This is a genomic window from Heliorestis acidaminivorans, from assembly GCF_008933955.1.
GTDB lineage: Bacteria > Bacillota > Desulfitobacteriia > Heliobacteriales > Heliobacteriaceae > Heliorestis > Heliorestis acidaminivorans.
The window spans coordinates 65547-86245 of the sequence record NZ_WBXO01000005.1 but is presented as its reverse complement, the minus strand read 5'-3'; the positions used below and the strand labels follow the sequence as shown (position 1 = coordinate 86245).

General features: G+C 41.6%; 19 protein-coding genes and 1 tRNA gene. All 20 read right to left on the bottom strand.

Annotated elements, in window-relative coordinates; all coding sequences use genetic code 11:
• Window positions 1–25: 25 nt before the first annotated feature.
• Window positions 26–1882, bottom strand: a complete 1857-nt coding sequence (gene asnB / locus F9B85_RS07975) for an asparagine synthase (glutamine-hydrolyzing) (RefSeq protein ID WP_151619869.1) — start codon at window positions 1880–1882, stop codon at window positions 26–28.
• Between the two features lie 133 nt (window positions 1883–2015).
• Window positions 2016–2654, bottom strand: coding sequence for a ribosome biogenesis GTP-binding protein YihA/YsxC (gene yihA, locus F9B85_RS07970; protein WP_151619868.1), 639 nt, complete (start codon window positions 2652–2654; stop codon window positions 2016–2018).
• A 107-nt stretch (window positions 2655–2761) separates the two neighbouring features.
• A complete protein-coding gene (lon, locus tag F9B85_RS07965) occupies window positions 2762–5191 on the bottom strand; it encodes an endopeptidase La (RefSeq protein ID WP_151619867.1) in 2430 nt (809 codons plus the stop codon).
• 81 nt (window positions 5192–5272) lie between these two features.
• On the bottom strand, window positions 5273–7006 hold the full coding sequence (gene lonB, locus F9B85_RS07960) for an ATP-dependent protease LonB (RefSeq protein WP_151619866.1): 1734 nt from the start codon (window positions 7004–7006) through the stop codon (window positions 5273–5275).
• A gap of 116 nt (window positions 7007–7122) precedes the next feature.
• Complete coding sequence (clpX, locus tag F9B85_RS07955) at window positions 7123–8385, bottom strand: ATP-dependent Clp protease ATP-binding subunit ClpX (RefSeq protein WP_151619865.1); 1263 nt, start codon at window positions 8383–8385, stop codon at window positions 7123–7125.
• A 19-nt stretch (window positions 8386–8404) separates the two neighbouring features.
• Window positions 8405–9001 carry an ATP-dependent Clp endopeptidase proteolytic subunit ClpP gene (gene clpP / locus F9B85_RS07950; protein ID WP_151619864.1) on the bottom strand — a complete coding sequence of 199 codons (597 nt, stop codon included), beginning with the start codon at window positions 8999–9001 and terminating at the stop codon, window positions 8405–8407.
• A 71-nt stretch (window positions 9002–9072) separates the two neighbouring features.
• Window positions 9073–10371 (bottom strand): trigger factor, encoded by a 1299-nt coding sequence (gene tig, locus F9B85_RS07945; protein ID WP_151619863.1) that lies wholly within the window; start codon window positions 10369–10371, stop codon window positions 9073–9075.
• A 191-nt stretch (window positions 10372–10562) separates the two neighbouring features.
• Window positions 10563–10685, bottom strand: coding sequence for a hypothetical protein (locus F9B85_RS14910; protein WP_279237747.1), 123 nt, complete (start codon window positions 10683–10685; stop codon window positions 10563–10565).
• Between the two features lie 45 nt (window positions 10686–10730).
• Window positions 10731–10813 (bottom strand) — tRNA-Leu (locus tag F9B85_RS07940).
• An 82-nt stretch (window positions 10814–10895) separates the two neighbouring features.
• Window positions 10896–11534, bottom strand: a complete 639-nt coding sequence (locus F9B85_RS07935) for an XTP/dITP diphosphatase (RefSeq protein ID WP_151619862.1) — start codon at window positions 11532–11534, stop codon at window positions 10896–10898.
• A gap of 194 nt (window positions 11535–11728) precedes the next feature.
• Window positions 11729–12448, bottom strand: coding sequence for a ribonuclease PH (gene rph / locus F9B85_RS07930; protein WP_151619861.1), 720 nt, complete (start codon window positions 12446–12448; stop codon window positions 11729–11731).
• 29 nt (window positions 12449–12477) lie between these two features.
• Window positions 12478–13032, bottom strand: coding sequence for a Fe-S-containing hydro-lyase (locus tag F9B85_RS07925; protein ID WP_151619860.1), 555 nt, complete (start codon window positions 13030–13032; stop codon window positions 12478–12480).
• Window positions 13033–13053: 21 nt separating this feature from the next.
• On the bottom strand, window positions 13054–13896 hold the full coding sequence (locus F9B85_RS07920; protein ID WP_151619859.1) for a fumarate hydratase: 843 nt from the start codon (window positions 13894–13896) through the stop codon (window positions 13054–13056).
• 15 nt (window positions 13897–13911) lie between these two features.
• Complete coding sequence (locus tag F9B85_RS07915) at window positions 13912–14667, bottom strand: acyl-CoA dehydratase activase (protein ID WP_151619858.1); 756 nt, start codon at window positions 14665–14667, stop codon at window positions 13912–13914.
• Between the two features lie 38 nt (window positions 14668–14705).
• The gene (locus F9B85_RS07910; protein WP_151619857.1) at window positions 14706–15686 is read right to left on the bottom strand and encodes a 2-hydroxyacyl-CoA dehydratase family protein; all 981 of its coding nucleotides are present in this window, start codon (window positions 15684–15686) and stop codon (window positions 14706–14708) included.
• A 28-nt stretch (window positions 15687–15714) separates the two neighbouring features.
• A complete protein-coding gene (gene murI / locus F9B85_RS07905; protein ID WP_151619856.1) occupies window positions 15715–16572 on the bottom strand; it encodes a glutamate racemase in 858 nt (285 codons plus the stop codon).
• 131 nt (window positions 16573–16703) lie between these two features.
• Window positions 16704–18095: an N-acetylmuramoyl-L-alanine amidase family protein gene (locus tag F9B85_RS07900; protein ID WP_170270326.1), complete on the bottom strand. Its 1392-nt coding sequence runs from the start codon at window positions 18093–18095 to the stop codon at window positions 16704–16706.
• 257 nt (window positions 18096–18352) lie between these two features.
• A complete protein-coding gene (locus F9B85_RS07895; protein ID WP_170270324.1) occupies window positions 18353–18994 on the bottom strand; it encodes a GerMN domain-containing protein in 642 nt (213 codons plus the stop codon).
• An 86-nt stretch (window positions 18995–19080) separates the two neighbouring features.
• Window positions 19081–19836: a ZIP family metal transporter gene (locus F9B85_RS07890; RefSeq protein WP_151619854.1), complete on the bottom strand. Its 756-nt coding sequence runs from the start codon at window positions 19834–19836 to the stop codon at window positions 19081–19083.
• Between the two features lie 113 nt (window positions 19837–19949).
• Window positions 19950–20696 (bottom strand): LytR/AlgR family response regulator transcription factor, encoded by a 747-nt coding sequence (locus F9B85_RS07885; RefSeq protein ID WP_151619853.1) that lies wholly within the window; start codon window positions 20694–20696, stop codon window positions 19950–19952.
• Window positions 20697–20699 lie beyond the last annotated feature (3 nt).

Genomic DNA, 20699 nt, shown 5'->3' with positions numbered 1-20699 from the left:
TACCTTATATAGATATGACAGCTCCTTAGCAGATCTTTACACCATATTCACGAAGCCACATATTTACTTGTAATAGATAAGCAAAGAACTGCGGCAATGTCATCAATTGGCCAAACCAAGGCCGTTCTGGTGCATCTTTTTGACTCGCTTCAGAATGTAACAACGATAAGAGATAGGAGCGGTCGACTAGATTCAGCAAGGGAGAAGAATTATCATGAAGCACTTCTCGTAATTGCGTCATAACAGCCTGACGATAGGCTGGGTGGTGCGTTTTGGGATAGGGGCTTTTCTTTCTTTCAATCACATCTTCCGGCAATAAGTTAGTCAATGCTCTGCGCAAAAGGCCTTTCTCACGACCATTATGGGCCTTCATATGCCATGGAATATTCCATGCATACTCTACAAGACGATGATCACAAAAAGGTACTCGCACTTCTAATCCAGTAGCCATACTCATTCTGTCTTTGCGATCTAATAAATTGGCCATAAACCATTGAATATTCAGATAGGAAATCTCTCTTCTTCTTGCTTCCATAGGATCTTCACCAATTAGTTTCGGTACTTCTTCAATCGATTCCCAATAGCGACGAGATAAGTAGTTTTCAGGCTTTATGTCATTACGCAAAGAGGCTGAAAGAAAAGAGAATCGTTCACTTTGAAGAGGGGACCAAGGAAATTGATGACTTTCTAATATATCTTTACGGTGAAACCAAGGATAACCACCAAAAACTTCGTCAGCACATTCTCCTGATAGACCTACAGTTGCTTCTTTTTTTATTTCTTTACAAAACAGAAGTAAGGAGCTATCTACATCAGCCATACCCGGCAAATCTCTACCTCTCATAGCATCGTAAAGAGACTCTGTAAGCTCATTAATCTCTAAGGTTACATAGTGATGTTCTGTTCCAAAGTGTTGTGATACTCGCTCAATCCAGGGTCGATCAGAATCAGGCTGGAAGTCGCCTGGCTTAAAGTAGCGGTCATTTTCACTGTAGTCAATAGAAAAAGTATGGAGCACTTCCCCTTCTTGTTGATATTTTCTAGCGGCAAAAGCTGTTAAAGCACTTGAGTCAAGACCTCCTGATAGAAAGGTACAGACAGGCACGTCAGCTACTAGCTGTCTCGTTACGGCATCTTCAAGCAAATGAGCAACCTTATCAGTTGTCCTATCCAGATCATCTTCATGAGGCTGACTAATCAATTGCCAGTAGGGACGAATTCTCTCGCTTTGCTCATTCAGCTCTAACATATATCCTGGCTTCAGTTCTTTTATACCTCGAAAGACACCATGACCTGGAGTTCGAGCTGGCCCTATGGCAAAAACTTCTGCCAAACCTTCTACATCTACAGCTGGTTCTACTAAATCATGGGCTAGAAGTGCTTTCAGTTCCGAAGCAAATAAAAATGCACTGCCCTGTTTGGTATAGAATAAAGGTTTAACACCAAAGCGATCTCGTGCTAGAAAGAGGCTCTGTTTTTTTACATCCCAAACAGCAAAAGCAAAAATCCCATTTAGCTTTTCTACAGAACGAGAACCCCAGTGAATAAAAGCATTTAACAGTACTTCTGTATCGGAATGTGATTGGAAGGTATAACCAGCATCAATAAGTTCTAGCCGTAATTCCGGTGTATTGTACAGTTCACCGTTATATATAATGACAAATTCATTGTCACCTTGTTTTCTAACCATCGGTTGTGCTCCGCCTGCAGGATCAACCACAATGAGCCGTCTATGCCCCAGGGCTGTTCGTGTTGATAGCCATTGTGCTGAAGCATCGGGACCACGATGAGTTAGTGTACGAACCATTTTCTGTAGTTCTCTCGCCGCCCCTTCGTTCGTAAGATCTCGTTCACTGTCAAACCAACCTGCAATACCACACATGAGATGACACACCCTTTTCTCGAATATGAATTTCATTATCATTTTTCATCTTCGGAATAAGCTATGCCTTACTTAACTTTTTTGTGCATCCTAACAAGCAAAAAAAAACAGCCCTTATATAAAAGAGCTGTCCCTATTCTTCATAAGACTCTGTTTTTTCGTCATAGTGCCATAAATGATCGAGTAGTTCAATAACATCTTCTTTGCCTTCACCAGTCTGGGCTGAGAAAATAATCGTTGGAATATGGGGCGCTATGTTCAATGTTTGACGAATTTCTTTGACATGTTGAGCATACCGGCCCTTCGATATTTTATCAGCTTTGGTAATAATAACGGCTGTGGCAATTTGGAAATGGGCTAGCCATTCGTTCATAGCTACGTCATCTTTAGTTGGGCTATGCCTAATATCGATAAGCTGTAGGACACCACGTAATTGAGCACGGCTCTTGAGATATTGCTCCATCATTTTGCCCCAAGTCGACTTTAATGACTTTGGTACATTAGCATAGCCATAACCAGGCAAGTCCACAAGATGTACTTCATTGTTAATACGATAAAAGTTAAGGGTCTGCGTTTTTCCCGGTCTAGATGAGGTCCGTGCTAGATTCTTTCGGTTACATATCTTATTGATTAATGATGATTTGCCCACGTTAGAACGTCCAACTAGTGCTACTTCTGGCCATTCTAGTTCAGGATACTGGGCGGGAGCTACCGCACTAATTACATATTCTGATTCCAAAATACGATAAGCTTCTTCGTTACGTTCTTCCATTGATTCCTCCAGATTCTATTGTTAAAAAAAAGCAGGGGTGACAGGAAACGAAAGTCACCCCTATTGTTGTTGGACAAAAAGTAAAAGTTGATAAAAAAAGCCTACTCTTAGCTTTGTAGTCCTGTGGGTATTTCGTTGTGATAAGCTGTGCCGTTACCATTATCATTTTTTAATGTCACAGGTGGTTCTGCTTTATCAGCAGGCAGTTGATCTAGCAAAGCTTCGGCTATAACTTCGTCCATGTGCTCAACTAGCATAAATTTTAATTTCTTTTTTACGTTAGGTGGCACATCTTCTAGATCTTTTCTATTTTGTGCAGGAAGAATTACTTTGGTACAACCAGCTCGATTGGCGGCAAGTACTTTTTCTTTTATACCACCAACAGGAAGTACACGCCCTCGCAGTGTGATCTCACCTGTCATAGCCACTTCATTGTTAATAGGACGTTTAGTCAATGCTGACGTTAGGGCAGTAGCCATAGTAATACCAGCTGAAGGGCCATCTTTCGGGATTGCTCCTTCCGGTACGTGAATATGAATATCATTGTCCTGATGAAACTTCTCGTCTATGCCTAGTTCTTTTGCTCGTGAACGTACATAGGTAATCCCTGCTTGAGCGGACTCTTTCATTACGTCGCCCAACTTACCCGTTAAAGATAAAGTGCCTTTCCCAGGCAATAGAGCTACTTCAATAGCTAGGGTGTCACCACCTGTTTCAGTCCAAGCTAAACCAGTGGCTACACTAATCTGCGATTCCTGCTCAGCCAAACCATAACGGTAACGAGGTATGCCGAGAAAAGTAGGTAAAGTGCCAGAAGATATAGATACTTTTTTCTGGGGGTCTTTGACAATAGCTCTGGCACTTTTACGACACAGAGAGGCTACTTCTCTTTCTAGGTTACGTACGCCAGCTTCACGAGTGTATTCTCGAATAATTCGTCGCAAAGTATTTTCTGATATTTGTAATTGCTCATTAGTTAAGCCATGATCTTCTACTTGCTTAGGTATGAGATAATCTTGAGCAATCCGTACTTTTTCTTCTTCTGTATATCCCGAGATATGAATCAATTCCATGCGATCGAGCAGTGGCTTAGGTATGGTATGGGTACTGTTAGCTGTGGTAATAAACATGACTTTAGATAAGTCAAAAGAAACTTCAATGAAGTGGTCTGAGAATGTGCTGTTTTGTTCTGGGTCTAATACTTCTAGTAATGCTGAAGCTGGGTCGCCACGAAAATCCATAGTCATCTTATCGATTTCATCAAGTAGAAAAACAGGGTTTCTAGTTCCAGCAGTACGCATTCCTTGTATAATACGGCCAGGCATGGCACCTACGTAGGTACGCCGATGACCACGAATCTCTGCTTCATCACGAACACCACCGAGTGATAAGCGGACAAACTTACGTTCTAAGGCTCTAGAAATTGAACGAGCTAGTGACGTTTTGCCAACACCAGGAGGACCTACAAAACAGATAATTGGACCTTTGGGTTTCTGGACTAATTTACGAATAGCTAGATATTCGATAATTCTTTCTTTTACCTTTTCAAGTCCAAAATGATCTTCATTTAGTATCTCTTCTGCTTTTTCTACATCAATGCGATCTTTAGTTTGCTTAGACCAAGGAAGTGCTATTAACCAGTCTAAGTAATTACGCACAACGGTGGCTTCTGCAACCATTGGTGGCATTTTTTCTAGTCTTTCCAGTTCTCTCAAGGCTTTTTCTTTGACTTCTTTGGGCAATTTAGCTTTTTGAATCTTATCCCGCAACTCTTCTGATTCTGCTTGTTTATCGTCTTTGTCGCCCAATTCTTTTTGAATTGCCTTGATCTGTTCGCGTAGATAATATTCTTTCTGCGTCTTTTCCATCTGTTTACGGACACGAACATTAATCTTACGCTCTAATTCTAAAATCTCCATCTCTTTGGCTAAGATTTCTGATAGTAGTTCTAGGCGCTTCGATACATCTAGTGCTTCTAGGATTTCTTGTTTGTCCTGTGTCTTTAAGTTAAGATGAGAAGCTATGATATCAGCAAATCGACCAGGATCTTCTACAGCCACAACAGAAACGAAAGTTTCAGGGGGGATTTTTTTCGAAACTTTGACGTATTGCTCAAATTGATTGACTAGAGAACGCATTAGAGCTTCTATAGTGGAGGTTTTTTCTTCTATTTCCACATGCTCTCGCACTTGTACTCTCATATAAGGCTCTAGCGTTCTATATTCTTGAATAGTTGCTCGAGCCAAACCTTCTACGAGGACTCTAATTGTTCCACCAGGTAATTTAAGCAATTGCTTTACTTCTGCTACAGTCCCGATATTGTAGATATCATCTTCTGTTGGTTGGTCTGTTTGTGCTTCTTTTTGTGTGGCTAGAAAGATAAGGCGATCTTGGGCCATCGCTTCTTCGACAGCACTTACGGAACGTTCCCGTCCTACATCAAGATGGATGACCATATATGGGAAAACGATAATCCCTCTTAGAGGTAAGAGGGGCAGTTCTTGTTCAATTTGCCGCTCTTTTTTTTCTTCTGTCATAAGGGGCACCTCCTGTAACCTGTTGCGGGCTGAGGAATATCCTCATTTTACTATATTCATGAGGGAAATCCCACCCTTTTGTCATAGGGTTGATCTTTCTTCTATGGAATCACCAGCAACAGCCCCAAATGCTGTGGCAGGTATCAGTTCATAGCTTTCCATAATTTCTTCTTTACTATCTTCTGCTGTATCTAGCAAAGCTTCCGTAAAAACTTGTTCGAGCGTACTAAGGGGAATTACTTTGGGAGTTTCAATCATCTTGAAACTTTCTAACCAGTTTTCTTTTGGTATGAGGACTCGTTCAGCTCCTGCAATTCGAGCCGCTTCAATTTTGGCTAAGACACCACCAATAGGCTTTACATGTCCCCGTACTGAGATTTCCCCTGTCATAGCTACTTTATGATGAACTGGTACTGCTTTAATAGCTGAGTATATTGCTGTGGCCATGGCAATACCTGCAGAAGGTCCATCTATAGGCGTCCCTCCTGGAAAGTTAATGTGAATATCCCAGTCTCTTGGTTCAATATCTGTTTTACAGCGCAAGGCTGTTACAACGTTATCAACAGAAGTTTTTACTAAACTTCTTCGTTTTATTTTTCTACCACCCATTCCTCCCAATTCCTCTTCATCAACAATACCTGTAACAGTGATTAGACCTTTACCTTTTTTTGCAGAAATAACAGTTGCTTCTATTTCCATCAGCACACCAGTGGAAGGGCCTGTAACAGCAAGACCGTTGACGAGACCAATCTGTGGTTCTGTAGGTACTTTACGATCTGGTCTTCTGTTATATTGACCTGAATGGACAACCCATTCAATATCTTCTATAGCTAATTCATTTTTTCCACTGCTTAACGAAATTCCTGCTGCTATTTGTACTATATTAACTGCTTCACGACCGTTAGTAGCGTATTCTTGTATAACTTTTACAGCTTCTTCTGGAAGTTTCATAGACATCTTTTCTGCCGCACCATTAGCAATTATGGCTATTTCTTCTCCGTTTAGAGAGCGGAAGTAGATTTCCAAACAACGACTGCGAATGGCAGGAGGTATTTCTTGAGGTAATCGCGTTGTAGCACCGACCAATCGAAAATCTGCTGGCAAACCATTCTGAAAAATATCATGAATATGGCCAGGTATGTTGTTGTCTTCGCTGGAATAGTAAGCACTTTCCAGGATGACCTTGCGATCCTCAAGGACTTTTAGCATTTTGTTAATTTGAATGGGATGAAGCTCACCAATCTCATCAATAAACAAAATTCCTCCATGGGCTTTCGTAACAGCACCTTGCTTAGGTTGTGGGATTCCAGCCATACCCATTGCACCGGCACCTTGGTAAATAGGATCATGGACAGAACCAATGAGCGGATCAGCGATACCTCGTTCATCAAAACGAGCAGTGGCACCATCAATTTCAATAAATTTAGCATCATCCCGAAAAGGTGACAAAGGATTAGTTATTGCTTCTTGTAATACTAACCTTGCCGCCGCTGTTTTACCCACACCGGGTGGTCCATAGACTAATACGTGTTGAGGATTAGGACCACAGAGCGCCGCTTTCAGCGCTTTGATGCCTTCATTCTGCCCTACAATTTCGGAAAAGTTACTAGGTCTTGTTTTCTCAGAAAGTGGTTCAGATAAACTAATGCTTCGTAGGAGTTGTAATCTGTCCAGTTCTTTTCTTGATTCTCTCTCCACCGCTGATTTGTTACTTTGCTGGTTGCGAAGCAAGTGCCAGAAGTAGGTGCCGATGATGATGATAAAGAATATCTGGAGCAATCCCAAAAACCAATTTAAGCTAGACGAGAAAGACAATACAGGTCACTCCGTTTCTTATAGTTACCAATCCTCCTTAGTATTCATCTTGCCTCTTTTTTTATAACCATGGAAAAACCCCTGAGGGAGAATGTCCCTCAGGGGTTTCTGTAATTCTATGCAGATTCTTCCTTTTTCTTCTTCCTATCACTGGTAACAAGAACTGGTTCTTGCTGTTTAGCAATCACTTCTTTGGTGACGATACATTTGTTAACATCATTACGAGAGGGGATATCAAACATAACATCAAGCATAACTTCTTCTAGAATAGCTCGTAGTCCACGAGCACCAGTATTACGCTTAATAGCTTCTGCAGAAATACCTTTCAAGGCCTCTTCTGTAAACTCTAAGTTCACTTGATCTAGTTCGAAGAATTTCTGATATTGCTTAATTAAGGCATTCTTTGGTTCAGTAAGGATGCGTACCAGTGCTTCTTCATCTAGAGCGTCTAGAGTTACAATAACAGGCAAGCGACCAACAAATTCAGGGATTAGCCCAAATTTCAACAAGTCACCAGGCAAGATATCTCGTAAAATCTCACCGATTTTCTTTTCTTCTTTGCCACGGATATCAGCGCCAAAGCCCATGGACTTCTTGCCAACCCTATTCATAATCATTTTGTCAATACCGTCAAAGGCACCGCCGCAAATGAAGAGAATATTGGTCGTATCAAGCTGAATGAACTCTTGATGAGGATGCTTTCTTCCTCCTTGGGGAGGTACTGAAGCGACTGTTCCTTCAAGAATCTTTAGCAGAGCTTGTTGGACACCTTCACCAGAGACATCACGGGTTATAGATGGATTCTCTGATTTACGGGCAATCTTGTCAATCTCATCAATGTAAACAATACCTTTTTCTGCTTTTTCTACATCGTAATCGGCGGCTTGAATTAACTTCAGCAGGATGTTTTCTACATCCTCACCGACATAACCAGCTTCTGTTAACGATGTAGCATCAGCGATGGCAAAAGGAACATTTAATATCCTCGCTAATGTCTGAGCCAACAATGTCTTACCGCTACCAGTTGGTCCTAGCATGACAATATTGGATTTTTGCAATTCAATATCATCAATCTTAGAACCAAGATTGATACGCTTGTAATGATTGTAGACTGCTACGGACAAAGCTTTTTTCGCCTGATCTTGACCAATTACATATTGGTCAAGGATCTCTCGAATCTCCCTGGGCTTAGGAATGTCTCCTAGATCAAAGCTGTTTTCTTCTTGTAATTCTTCTTCAATAATTTCATTACAAAGTTCAATACATTCGTCACAGATGTAGACACCAGGGCCGGCTACTAGCTTTTTGACCTGATCTTGTAGCTTTCCGCAGAAAGAACACTTAAGTTGACCTTTGTCGTCACCAAAACCTTTGTACATAAACTCACCTCTCTGCTACTCATGCCTTGGCCGGCTTGAACTCCATCACCCCGTCAATGATACCATATGATTTCGATTCCTCTGCAGACATGAAGTAGTCTCGGTCGGTGTCCCTTTCGATTCGTTCTAAGGGCTGACCTGTTCGGTCAGCTAGTATTTTGTTAAGGCGCTCTCTTGTTTTTAGAATATGGCGAGCATGGATTTCGATTTCGGCCGCTTGGCCTCTTACGCCACCAAGAGGCTGATGAATCATAACCTCAGCGTTCGGCAAAGCATAACGCTTACCTTTCGCACCAGCTGCCAACAAGAAAGCACCCATCGATGCTGCCATCCCTACACATATTGTTGATACATCACAGCGAATCAGATGCATGGTGTCATATATGGCAAACCCAGCAGTTATAGCACCACCGGGGCTGTTAATGTACAGGTGGATATCTTTGTCAGGATCTTCTGCTTCTAGGAAAAGCAATTGAGCTACTACTAGATTGGCAACAGTATCATCAATTGGTCCACCAAGGATGATGATTCGGTCCTTTAATAATCGTGAATAAATGTCATAAGCACGTTCACCACGATTTGTTTGCTCTACAACCATAGGCACCAAGTGACTCATCCACGGTATCCTCCTCATACACAGTTCAGTCTATGTCTCACCTTGAGGTCTAGTTCAACAAATTGGCAATTCTATCCTTCTTGGACAGATGCGTTGTCGATAAGAAACTGAATTGCTTTGTCTGCTTTCATGCCATCTTTGAGGCTACTGAGCTGACCATTGTCTACCAATAGTTTACGCAACACATCAGCAGGTTGGCGATAGTTTTCAGCTAACTCAGCGATTTCTTTATCGATCTCTTCGTCAGTTACATCTAAATTTTCAGCCTTAGCAATTGCTTGTAGAACTAGATCTCTCTTTACAGAATTCTCAGCTTCTGGTAGGAAGTTAGCCATCAAGCTCTCTTTACTTTGTTTGGTCATCTCTAAGAAGTTATCTAAAGATATGCCCTGATATTCCAAACGTCTACCATAGTCTTGCATCATCTGCTCTGCCCGCTCGTTGATCATTGCTTCAGGAATGCTAATTTCTACTTGTTCTACAGCTTTGTCGATAAGGCTATTGCGAATCTCTCTGTCTTTAGCTTGCTCAGCTTGTGTCTGTAAATTCTTGCGAATATCTTCAGTAAGTTCTGCTAATGTATCAAAGTCACTTACATCTTTAGCAAATTCATCATCAATAGGTGCGTATTCTTTACGTTTAATTTCTTTTATGACTGTTACGAACTTGACAGGTTGGCCAGCTAGTTCAGCAACATGATATTCTTCTGGGAAGGTCAAGTCCAATGTTCTCTCTTCCCCTACTTTGACTCCCACAAGAGCTTCTTCAAAGCCAGGAATGAAGGTGTTGCTACCTAATTCTAGCTGGTAATCTGCTCCTTTGCCACCTTCAAAAGGAACATCGTCTTTGAAACCTTCAAAGTCAATCATTACAGTGTCGCCCATTTGAGCTTCGCTGTCAGCAGAAAGCTCTGCCATTCTAGCATGACGTTTTTGTAAATTTTCCAGTTGTTGTTGAACTGCTTCCTCAGTAATTTCCACTGGCTCAGCTTTATATTCAAGACCTTTGTATTCACCCAGAACAACTTCTGGCTTAACTGCAACTGTTGCTTTGAAAATAAGAGGTTTGCCTAATTCTAGTTGAACCATGTCAAAGTTTGGTTGGTCTACGGGCTCAACATTGTGCTCTTCCACAGCATTAAAGTAAGCTTCTGGAACAATAATCTCCAGTGCATCCTCGAAGAGGACCTCTGGACCATAAAATTGCTCTAGAATCTTACGTGGTGCTTTGCCTTTACGGAAGCCTGGTATACTCACCTTGGCAACAACTTTTTTGTAAGCTTTATTCAATGCTACTTCAAACTTATCTACAGGCACTTCAACTTCCAATACAACCTTATTCTGGTCTATCTTTTCCACTGTTGATTTCACCTATGTACACCTCTCGTCTTTCTACGTAACTTATTAAATCGTTGCCATCAGTAACGATCTACCAGCATAGTGTAACCGATATTAAGAAAAAGCATAAGATGATCATTCTACGAACATCTAATATTTCCTGCTATTAAAGGTGATTAACCTGCAGACAGTACTATTTTTCCCAATTATTGCTTTTTTCATTACTAATTATTGATACCATCGTAATTTTCTCTCTCTTTTACGTTATTATTACGAAAAAAATCGCTATGAATAGCAAAACCTCGGCGATGGCGCACCGAGGTTGAACCTTTTCCTAACGTAATCATCAGATGGATCACCTTCGTGAGGCCGCATCTGGCTAATTTTTTTGATGGTGCGGGAGAAGGGACTTGAACCCCCACGGTTGCCCGCTGGAACCTAAATCCAGTGCGTCTGCCAATTCCGCCACTCCCGCATAGTTTAGCCAAATAAATCTTTTGCCTATACCTGAACATTTTAGCGAAAGTAAATCTCTTTGTCAACAGGGTTTTAGCTAATTAAAAATTAGGTTTCCTCATCGGTTCTGGCTCTGGAAACAAAAGAGCGCGCAATAGAAAAAACATCTTTTCCATGGCTGAAGCTCGATGACTAATGCTGTTTTTTACGGTACTGCTCAATTGAGCCATAGTCTTATGATAAAAAGGCAGATAAAAAAGGGGATCGTAGCCAAAGCCACCATCACCTGCTTTTTCTTTGGCAATAAAACCGTGACAAGCACCTTCTGCAAAAAACTTTTGTCCATCCGGTAACGCTAAGGCTAAAACACAAATAAAGCGCGCAGTCCTTTGTTCAAAAGGAAGACCTTGCAGTTCCTGCAAAAGCTTAGCATTGTTTCGCTCGTCATCTTTTGGCTCTCCTGCATAGCGGGCAGAGTAGATGCCAGGCGCTCCACCTAGAGCATCAACTTGTAAGCCCGAGTCATCAGATAGAGCGGCTAAACCAGTTATATTGGCAACAGTTTGAGCTTTCAATAAAGCATTTTCACGAAAAGTAGATCCTGTCTCTTCGATTTCCCCAATCTCTGGAAAGTCACGGAGAGAAAGCCATTGTATAGGCAACGGTGCTTTTTGACTCTCCGTCATCGCCTCAAATTCTCGAACTTTTCCCATGTTCTTCGTTGCGATGATGATCTGCATCCTTCTTCAACCCCTCATGACAGGACAAATGTAATACTCACAACATCGTAATTGCACTAACTTCTTCTTGTCAAGCGCAAATATTCACAAGCTAATTCTTCTATAATCTTTCAATTATCTTTTTGAAAAAAACACGATTTAACAGGACCTAATTGTTTCTGTCAAATCGTGTTTTTTTACATACTATTTACATACTAAGTGCCAATCATCTTTTTCTGAATGACTAGAAGTTCTTTGATGCCTTTTCGGGCAAGCTCCACCATGCCATTCATTTCTTCCATGGAAAAAGGATGCCCTTCTGCTGTACCTTGTAATTCTACAAACTTCCCGTCACTAGTCATAACTACATTCATGTCAACTTCAGCTTGAGAATCTTCTTCATAACAAAGATCTAAGAGCAGTTGGTTTTTTACTTTCCCTACGCTGATAGCTGCTAATTGCTGAAGTAAAGGATTCTGCTGGATCGCGCCTTTTTGCAAAAGCTTCGTGCAAGCATCGTGGAGAGCCATATAAGCACCTGTTATAGCCGCTGTTCTAGTGCCTCCGTCAGCTTGTATGACATCACAGTCGATCCAGATAGTTCTCTCGCCCAGCCTTGGTAGATCTGTAATAGAACGTAAAGATCTACCTATAAGTCGTTGAATTTCCATTGTTCTGCCTTGTTGTTTTCCTCGAGAAGATTCTCGCTGTGTCCTCGTACCTGTAGCACGTGGTAACATGGCATACTCTGCTGTAACCCATCCTTTGCCAGAGCCTTTTTGGAATGGCGGTACTTTTTCTTCTACTGTTGCAGTGCAAATAACTTTTGTGTTACCCATGGTGATCAAAACAGAACCTTCAGGATGAATTAAATAGTCTCTATCAATTTTGACGTCCCTTAGTTGGTCTGAAGCACGGCCGTCTATTCGAGCCATTATTTACCTCCTCATGCTAGGCCTTGATTCTATTTTTTACGATAGGCTTCTTTTCCTTGCTCATATAAGTTATTTCCTTCGCTGTCAATGACCACAATAGCAGGAAAATCTTCAACAACTAGTCGTCTCACTGCTTCTGTACCTAGCTCTTCATAAGCAATAACTTCTGATTCTTTAATAGTTCTGGCCATGAGAGCTCCTGCGCCTCCAATGGCGGCAAAGTAGATGGCAGAGTGTTCTTGCATAGCTGATATGACCTCTGGAGTACGAAGCCCTTTGCCAATCATGCCCTTTAAGCCTTTTGCTATTAGAGCGGGAGCATAGGCATCCATGCGACCGGACGTTGTTGGCCCTGCAGAACCAATTACCTGCCCTGGTTTAGCGGGACAAGGCCCCACGTAATAGATGATTGTATCTTTTACGTCAAAGGGAAGCTCTTCGCCTCTCTCCATAGCTTCTATCATTTTCTTGTGGGCGGCATCACGACCTGTGTAGATGACACCGCTGATCAAAACTTGATCGCCTGCTTTTAACTTTTTGCTCTGCTCTTTAGTTAGAGGTGTTGTTAATTTGATAGCCTCCATGGTTACTCCCCCTTTCTCTCCCTATAGCTCCACTTCAGCATGACGGGTAACATGACAATTTATGTTTACGGCTGTAGGCAATCCCGCTATATGAGTTGGGTAAGTTTCTACATGGACAGCTAATGCTGTTGTCGAACCACCTAATCCCTGCGGTCCAATTCCTAGTGCATTTACTTTTTCTAGCAATTCTTTTTCTAGTGCCGCTAGATGAGGTTGGCTGTTAGAGGACCCGAGATGACGCATGAGCGCTCTTTTGGCAAGCAAGGCTGCTTTTTCCATAGTTCCGCCGATGCCAACGCCAACGACAATAGGCGGACAGGGATTAGAGCCTGCCTTGTCTACTGTCTCCACAACAAGCTTCTTAACAGCTTCAATACCTTCAGAAGGTTTAAACATTTTGAGAGCACTCATGTTCTCACTACCAAAACCTTTAGGAGCTACAAGAATACGAACTTTGTCACCCGGTACGAGATCAAAGTGAATAACAGCAGGTGTATTATCTCCCGTATTGACTCTTTCTAAGGGGTCTTGTACTACTGATTTGCGTAAATAGCCTTTGTCGTAACCTCTACGAACTCCTTCGTGAATAGCTTCTTTGATTTCTCCACCCTCAAAAAGCACTTCTTGTCCCCAATCAACAAAGACTACTGTCATTCCTGTATCCTGACAAATGGGTACGGTCTCTCGAGCAGCAATATCATTATTCTCTATAATTTTTTCAAGAATAGAACGACCGAGCGGCGAGGCTTCTTGTGCACAAGCTGACTTTAACGCACCTGTTACGTCATCACCAATTACTGTATTAGCTTCAATACAAAGTCTCTCCACTTGGCTAGCAATCTCTTCAAAGGTTAGTTTTCGCACCCCTATTCTCCTTTCTTATGTTCCTATATAGGTAGCACAGCCAATAGCGCCGTTTAATTGAGGATACTTTGGTACAATAACTTTCACGTCAAGGCTCTGTTCTAACATACTGCGAATAGCTTTATTATAAGCTACACCGCCAGTAAAGATAACTGTTGTACTATAAAGTTCTCTTAGCATTGGCTCTACTCTTTTGACTATCGTCTCGTTCACACCAGCAGCTAAGCTTTCTAGACTATGTCCTTCAATAATACGTCCAATCAGTTCCGATTCTCCAAAAACGGCACAAGTAGAAGATAGGGTTACGGGATAGCTATGGCAAGAGCTTAAATCTTCCACCTTCATTCCTAAAACAAGGGCCATGTTTTCTAGATAACGACCTGAGGAAGCGGCACATTTGTCATTTGTGCGAAAATCCACCATACGCCCTTTTTGCACCTTAATAACCTTACTATCTTGGCCACCTAGATCAAGCAAGGTAAAGTCTTGTAAGCCCGTCTGGTACTTAGCCCCTTCCGTATGAGCCCGTAACTCTGGAATAACCTGGCCACCTTGAACTTGAAGTAAATTACGTCCATAACCTGTCGAAACAACCTTATTATAAGCAGGCCATCCTAAAGCCTTATCATCAATTACCAGATTATCGTTCACTTTCCGACCGTAGTGACGATAAAATTCAAGGGTGTCGTAATAACGTTGTTCTACCATTTCACCTTTTTGAAAGAAAACAGCTTTGACAAAGCGACTACCAAGGTCTAAACCAATATTCATAGGCTTTACGAAAGCCCCCATCTTCATGAATCTTTTTTTTAATAGGACAACATATCGATAAAAGCATCTAGTCTCATACGACTTCGAGCATCTAAGAGCCCAGGTCGATCTCCTTCTAAGGTAAGCAGGGGTACATCAAGCTTTTGTCGCAATATGAGGTCCTCAATCTGACGAAAACAAAAACTCTGCGTATAGTGAATAATTCCGTCAATCTTTCTCCGCTTTATTTCACACTCCATATCTTGAAGGCGGTGAAAAATCGAATATGGATAGGTGTATTTTTGATACTGCTTGACCACATCTTGCTCATCAAAAGGCATAGCAAACTGCCGCTGAACTTCATTAAAAACGATTTGGCCACCTTGCTCTTTTACGTAGTCATAAAAATCTAAAGTAATGGGCGGTACGCCTACATAACCAAGACGCACCGACCCCTTCTGCTCTTGTCCTTCTGAAGATGCTAAGAGTTCATCGAGGTAAAGATCATAACTATCAGGATCGCCGTTAAAGTCAGAGCAACCTACTAGTGCTAGGTGATTTGTCTTTCCATCAATAGTACCTTTTTCCCAAGTCAATTGATCAAGCTTATGAGCTTTAGCACGTATTCTGTCAAGCTTCTGCTTCCAAAGGTAAACGCTATCCCAATCTGTATTTAAGGCTTTTATCAGCTTCTCCATCTGTAGCTTAAGTAAGTCATAATCTCCATCATAAGGATAAGCAAAAGGGATCACTGTTCTACCGGCGCATTGCCACGTTTCCATTAAAGCATGAGTATTAGAGCAGTCACCTTGAGTTACTGCAATTACCTGTTCAATCTCTGGCGATTCTAATAATGTTGTATAGAGACCTTTGATCCATCCACAAATATTTCTAGGGAATCCAGCCTGTTCTGCTTTATCAACAGCTTGACTAGGATTTTCGCCAGCAATAAAGATATTATTAAGATCAATAGGCCTCCAGCCTGCGGCATATACAATCTCAGCAGGAATGGTTGTCGTAATTCCCACTTTCTTACTCATAAGCTACATACCATCCAAGTTATTTCTTTCATGCTGTTGCGGAGATTAATTGAGGAGCTACACCATCTAAAATACCATCGAGAGAGACTTGGCGAAGATCTTGTAAAATAGGAGCTCCAATCAGAGGACCACCTACCTGACGAAAAGATTGTAGATCTCCACTTACATAAAAGTGATGATGAGGCTTGCCATATCTACTATCACGAGCTGGAACTATGCCATTCTCTATAAGATACTTACCTTGTGCCACTGTTTGACGGGCTGGATCAATTAAATGAACAGCATCACCAATAATTTTACGAATCGATGGTTCCAGATAAGGATAGTGGGTACACCCTAAAATGATCGTATCTACAGATGCTTTCATTAGTGGTTCTAAGTAAAGGCGAGAAGCTTCTTCCGCTTCTTTGGAAAGATATTTCCCTGACTCTACAAGAGGTACATAAAGCGGGCAAGCTTGCCCGTATACTTGAATTGAGGAATCAAGCTCTTGAATTCGCATACCATGAGCACCTTTTCGAATCGTAGCTTCCGTAGCTAAGACGCCAACTCGACCATTTCGCGTTGTTTTTACCGCTTCTTGTGCTCCTGGATCGACAACACCAACAATCGGTACGTGAAAGCGTTCTTGTAGTATCTGCAAAGCTAGAGAAGAGCTTGTGTTGCAAGCTACAAGAATCATTTTGGCACCCTGCGATACGAGAAAAGTGGTAATTTCAGTAGCAAAACGAATTAGTTCTTCTACGGAACGAGGACCGTAGGGAACGTGAGCTGTATCTGCATAGTAGAGAATCTCTTCATGAGGAAGTTGACGGAATATTTCTTGTGCCACCGTAAATCCGCCAACACCTGAGTCAAAGAGTCCAATAGGTTGGCAACGTCTCAAAAGACTCACTCCTAGCCAAAGGGCGCTAAATCGACCGTTTAAACCATAGCATATAATATGCTTGTTGAAAAGAAAAGTTACCAACGAAGGAAGCACGTGAGAAATTCTCACGTGCTTGTTTTTCTGTTACCTTAGGGCTGTTCAAAGTGCCGTTGTATTGCTTTAGCCATAGCTAGAGCTGAACGCTCGCGAATGTTTTCTTGCCGTAGCATTTGTTCTTCTTCTAAATTAGAAATAAATAAGATCTCCACAAGCACAGAGGGCATCTTGGTTTCACGCAAAACTACAAAGTTTGCTTCCCTGGTACCAATATTTCTTCTATCTAGTTCAGCAACAAGCTCTTGTTGAATCATAGAAGCTACTCTGCTTCTCAAGCCTCTTTCACCTTGTTGTACACCTGAAGCATAGTAGAACGTAGAGATACCACCTGTCTCTCGGTTAAAGTGAGCATTGTTATGAACACTAATAAAAAGATCTGCATTGGCAGAGTTAGCCACTTCAGCTCGGTAATAGAGTTCATTTTCTACGCGAATCTCTCCATCACCTCGATGAGTCATAATCACATGGGCTCCCCTGGCTTTTAAGTGTTTTTCTAAACGAAGACTAATATCAAGAGCTATATCTTTTTCTTGTGTGCCCAATTGCCCTATAGCACCAGGGTCGATAACTCCCCATCTTGGATTCAAGTTACCGTGTCCGGGGTCAATAACAATAGTCTTACCTGCAACACCAGTTCCTTCGTTGATAACTACTCGCTCTGATGATATTATCTGGCTTCCGCGGCTTACCTCACCTACAGCTCTGCGATCATCAACGATTGCTTCGGGAGCTGTAATAGGCTTTACAGATACTAACCAGGAAGCTATCCAGCCTACGACCTGACCTTGTTCTAAAACTTGATACCAGCCATTTTGAACTTGACCCAGCTCAAAAACCTGGCCTTTCGATACTGTTCTTACCACACCGTAATTCCTATCATCAGGGCCACTACGGATATTGGTTGTAAATTCTGTAGTAACAAGCCAAGATTTTATACTCTTATCTGTAATATCTTCAGAATCAACATATGTAGGATTTGTAGGGTTTTCTACTTTGAAATCCTTAGAATCTTCACTCTTTGATTTTTCTTGGGGAAATTGCAATAGCCACTCTGCCATCCATCCATAGCTTCCGTTAGGCAAACGTATCTGGGACCATTGATTTTGGCTTTTGACTACTTCCACCACATGACCAGCTTGATAAGATGTTACGATTGAATAGTTTGTACCAGGTCCAGAGCGAACATAGACCAGGTTGCCATTTACGATGGCTTTGGTTAGCTCATTGCTGGTTGTCTCACGACCTTGTCCATAGTCAGGTTTCTGAACATCTGTTGGTAATTCCTGTTGTTGGTTTAACATTTGCCAGCTAGAATGAATCCAGCCAGGCGCTGCACCTCCCTGTCCAGCTTCGGATATGGTCAAAGAGAGGGGCGAAAAAAGCAATGCGCCTCCAAGTAAGATCGATAAGATCCCTTTTCTCATCTCATTCATGTACCTCCCGGCTCGAGAAATATTACCTTCCTCTCGCATCAGAACTTTTCTTCAGCAATCCTTACCAAAAAAATTCGCATCGTAGACCATTTTTTTGTCGAACAAGGTCATCAATGGAATAAAAAAAACAACTAAGCCTCAGAAGAACTAATCTTTTCCTTCCATACTATCATAAATTACAACAAAAAAAACCCGTAACCTTGTCTTTTTTTGACAAAGATTACGGGTTTCTTCTATTAGCTTTTGCTTTATTCCACGATCATTGTATTGTGGCGAGCCATTGCTTCAGAAACATCAACGTGACCAGCAATCGTATCAATATATTGTCCTTCTACTAGAAATTGAACTTTCTCAACTGAGGGAAACTGTGTCAATGTATTTACTATGGAGTAGACTGTTAAAGTTTCGCCTGCTGAACCACCTTCATGATTAGTTTTGAACTCCTTACTTAAATCAACAATACAGACACCATCTTTGATGTTAATGTCTAGCAATCTCGTTCCTGCCGGTACAGTCGGCAACGAACCACCTGCTAGGCCTGGACCTTTTATGAGTTCTTGTACTGCTGAACGGGCCAAGCTTTCTGTTTTTGGAATGGAACGTTCTTCAGCTATGAGATTTTGTCCTTTGGGATCTGCAAAGTAGAGAGTAAGAATAAATTGCTCTTCTAAGAAATTAAGATTGTCCAAGTCAAGTTCTGCCGTTAATTGACTTTCACTAACTTCTTCCACAGGAAGTTCTTCTTGTACAGCACCCGTTTCCTTGGCTTTAAAATCTTGTTTCATCGATACATAACGGTCTATGGCCTGGCAACCACCCAGACCAAAAGCAATGACTAGTGCTGTTACCAGCAAGATGATGCCTGCTGACCAGCTTCTATCCCTGTCCATGACCTCTCGTCCTCCCTTATGAAACTCTTCTGCTTCATAGATATGGACAAGACATCCCTGATATTCCCATTTTTACCCTGAAAAATTTAATGATGAAAAAAAGAAAGCATAGACATAGCCACAGCACCTATTAAAGCACCACCATAAGCCCAAGAAGGATTGTTTTTCTTAGCCTCAGGCCATAATTCAGAGAAGACCAGATAAATCATCGCACCACCAGCTAAAGCAATAAGTTGTGCTAATACTTTCGTTGATATAGTTAACACTCCAAAACCTAGCAACGTACCTAAAGGAGTAAATAAAGCCATCACTGTTGCTAACACTATGATCTTCCAGTTAGCTAGACCACTCATGCGCAAAGGAGCAGCTGTAGCAATTCCTTCTGGTATGTTGTGTAAACCGATAGCTAAGGCGACAAACCAGCCCAAGTGAAATTCTGCAGCAGCACCAGCAGCTATAGCAATTCCTTCTGGAAAATCGTGTAGGGATATGCCAATTGCGATTAGGTAGCCCATTTTACGTAAAGGATTTATTTTTCTTCTTTGGTCACCGAAGCGGATCAGGCGCGTCAAAATAAGATCAGCTAAAGCAATCATTAAAACACCTAATAAGAACCCTGTAACTAAAGCGCTTATCCCACCCCATTGCCAAGCTGTCGGAAGTAAGTCTAGAAAAACAACAGCAATCATTACACCTGTTGCAAAGCCAAGAAAAGCACCTAGTTTTTTAGATTCTAAATTGGGCCACCATAAGACTAAGATAGCTCCTAAAGTTGTTGCTAAGCCTGCGAGTAAGCTGATGACCAGCATGGGCACAATTAGTTCATCAAAGGCACTGCCCATTCTTCCATCCGCTCCTCTCTTTTTCCTTGCTCTCTATATATGTAAATGTTTTGACTAGCAGACCCTTTTAAGGACGCAAAAAAAAGACTCCAGCTATACTGAAGTCTTTTCGCTTAAAGACCTAAGAGCTCTCTTAATTTTTTCGACTGACTGCGACTGACAGGCACCTCACTCTTCTCGCTATCGTCTACTATGAGGTTAAAAGTACCATTAAAGAAGGGAACTACTTCTCTAGTTTTTTCGAGGTTAACAAGATAGCAACGATGTGAGCGAAAAAACTTAGGTCCTCGTAAGCGACTCTCTAGCTCTTTTAAGGTGTATTTCGTTATAAATCGTTCTCCTGTGGTTTTTATGTAAACAGCATCATTATCTGTGAAAGCGTAAATGATGTCTTTTTCTTGAAGCAAGATGGTCTTACCACTTCGCTCTACTGGAATAATCCCCAAGCAGAAGGACTCTTTCCCTAAGGTTGGCTCTTTAAGCTTTCTTTTTGGTTTAGCAAATCGTTGTGCTTTACGTAGACTCTCGTTGACCCGTTCTTCTGCCAAAGGCTTGAGTAGATAATCAATAGCATCTACTTCATAAGCTTTCAAAGCATATTGTTCCGAAGATGTCACCAAGATAACAAGAGGCGGGTTAAGAGATTGCTTTAATTGAGCACATAGGTCCAAGCCACTTCCTCCAGGAAGATCTACTTCAGAAAATATCAAAGCGTAATCAACGTGTTCAAGTAAATCTATAGCTTCCTGCATCGAAGTAGCTTCTCCTACAAGTTGGATGAAATCATGCTTTTCTAAATGCTGACGCAATTTTTGTCGTGCTAGGTGCTCTTGATCTACAATCAAAGTCCGTAGTCTCATCAC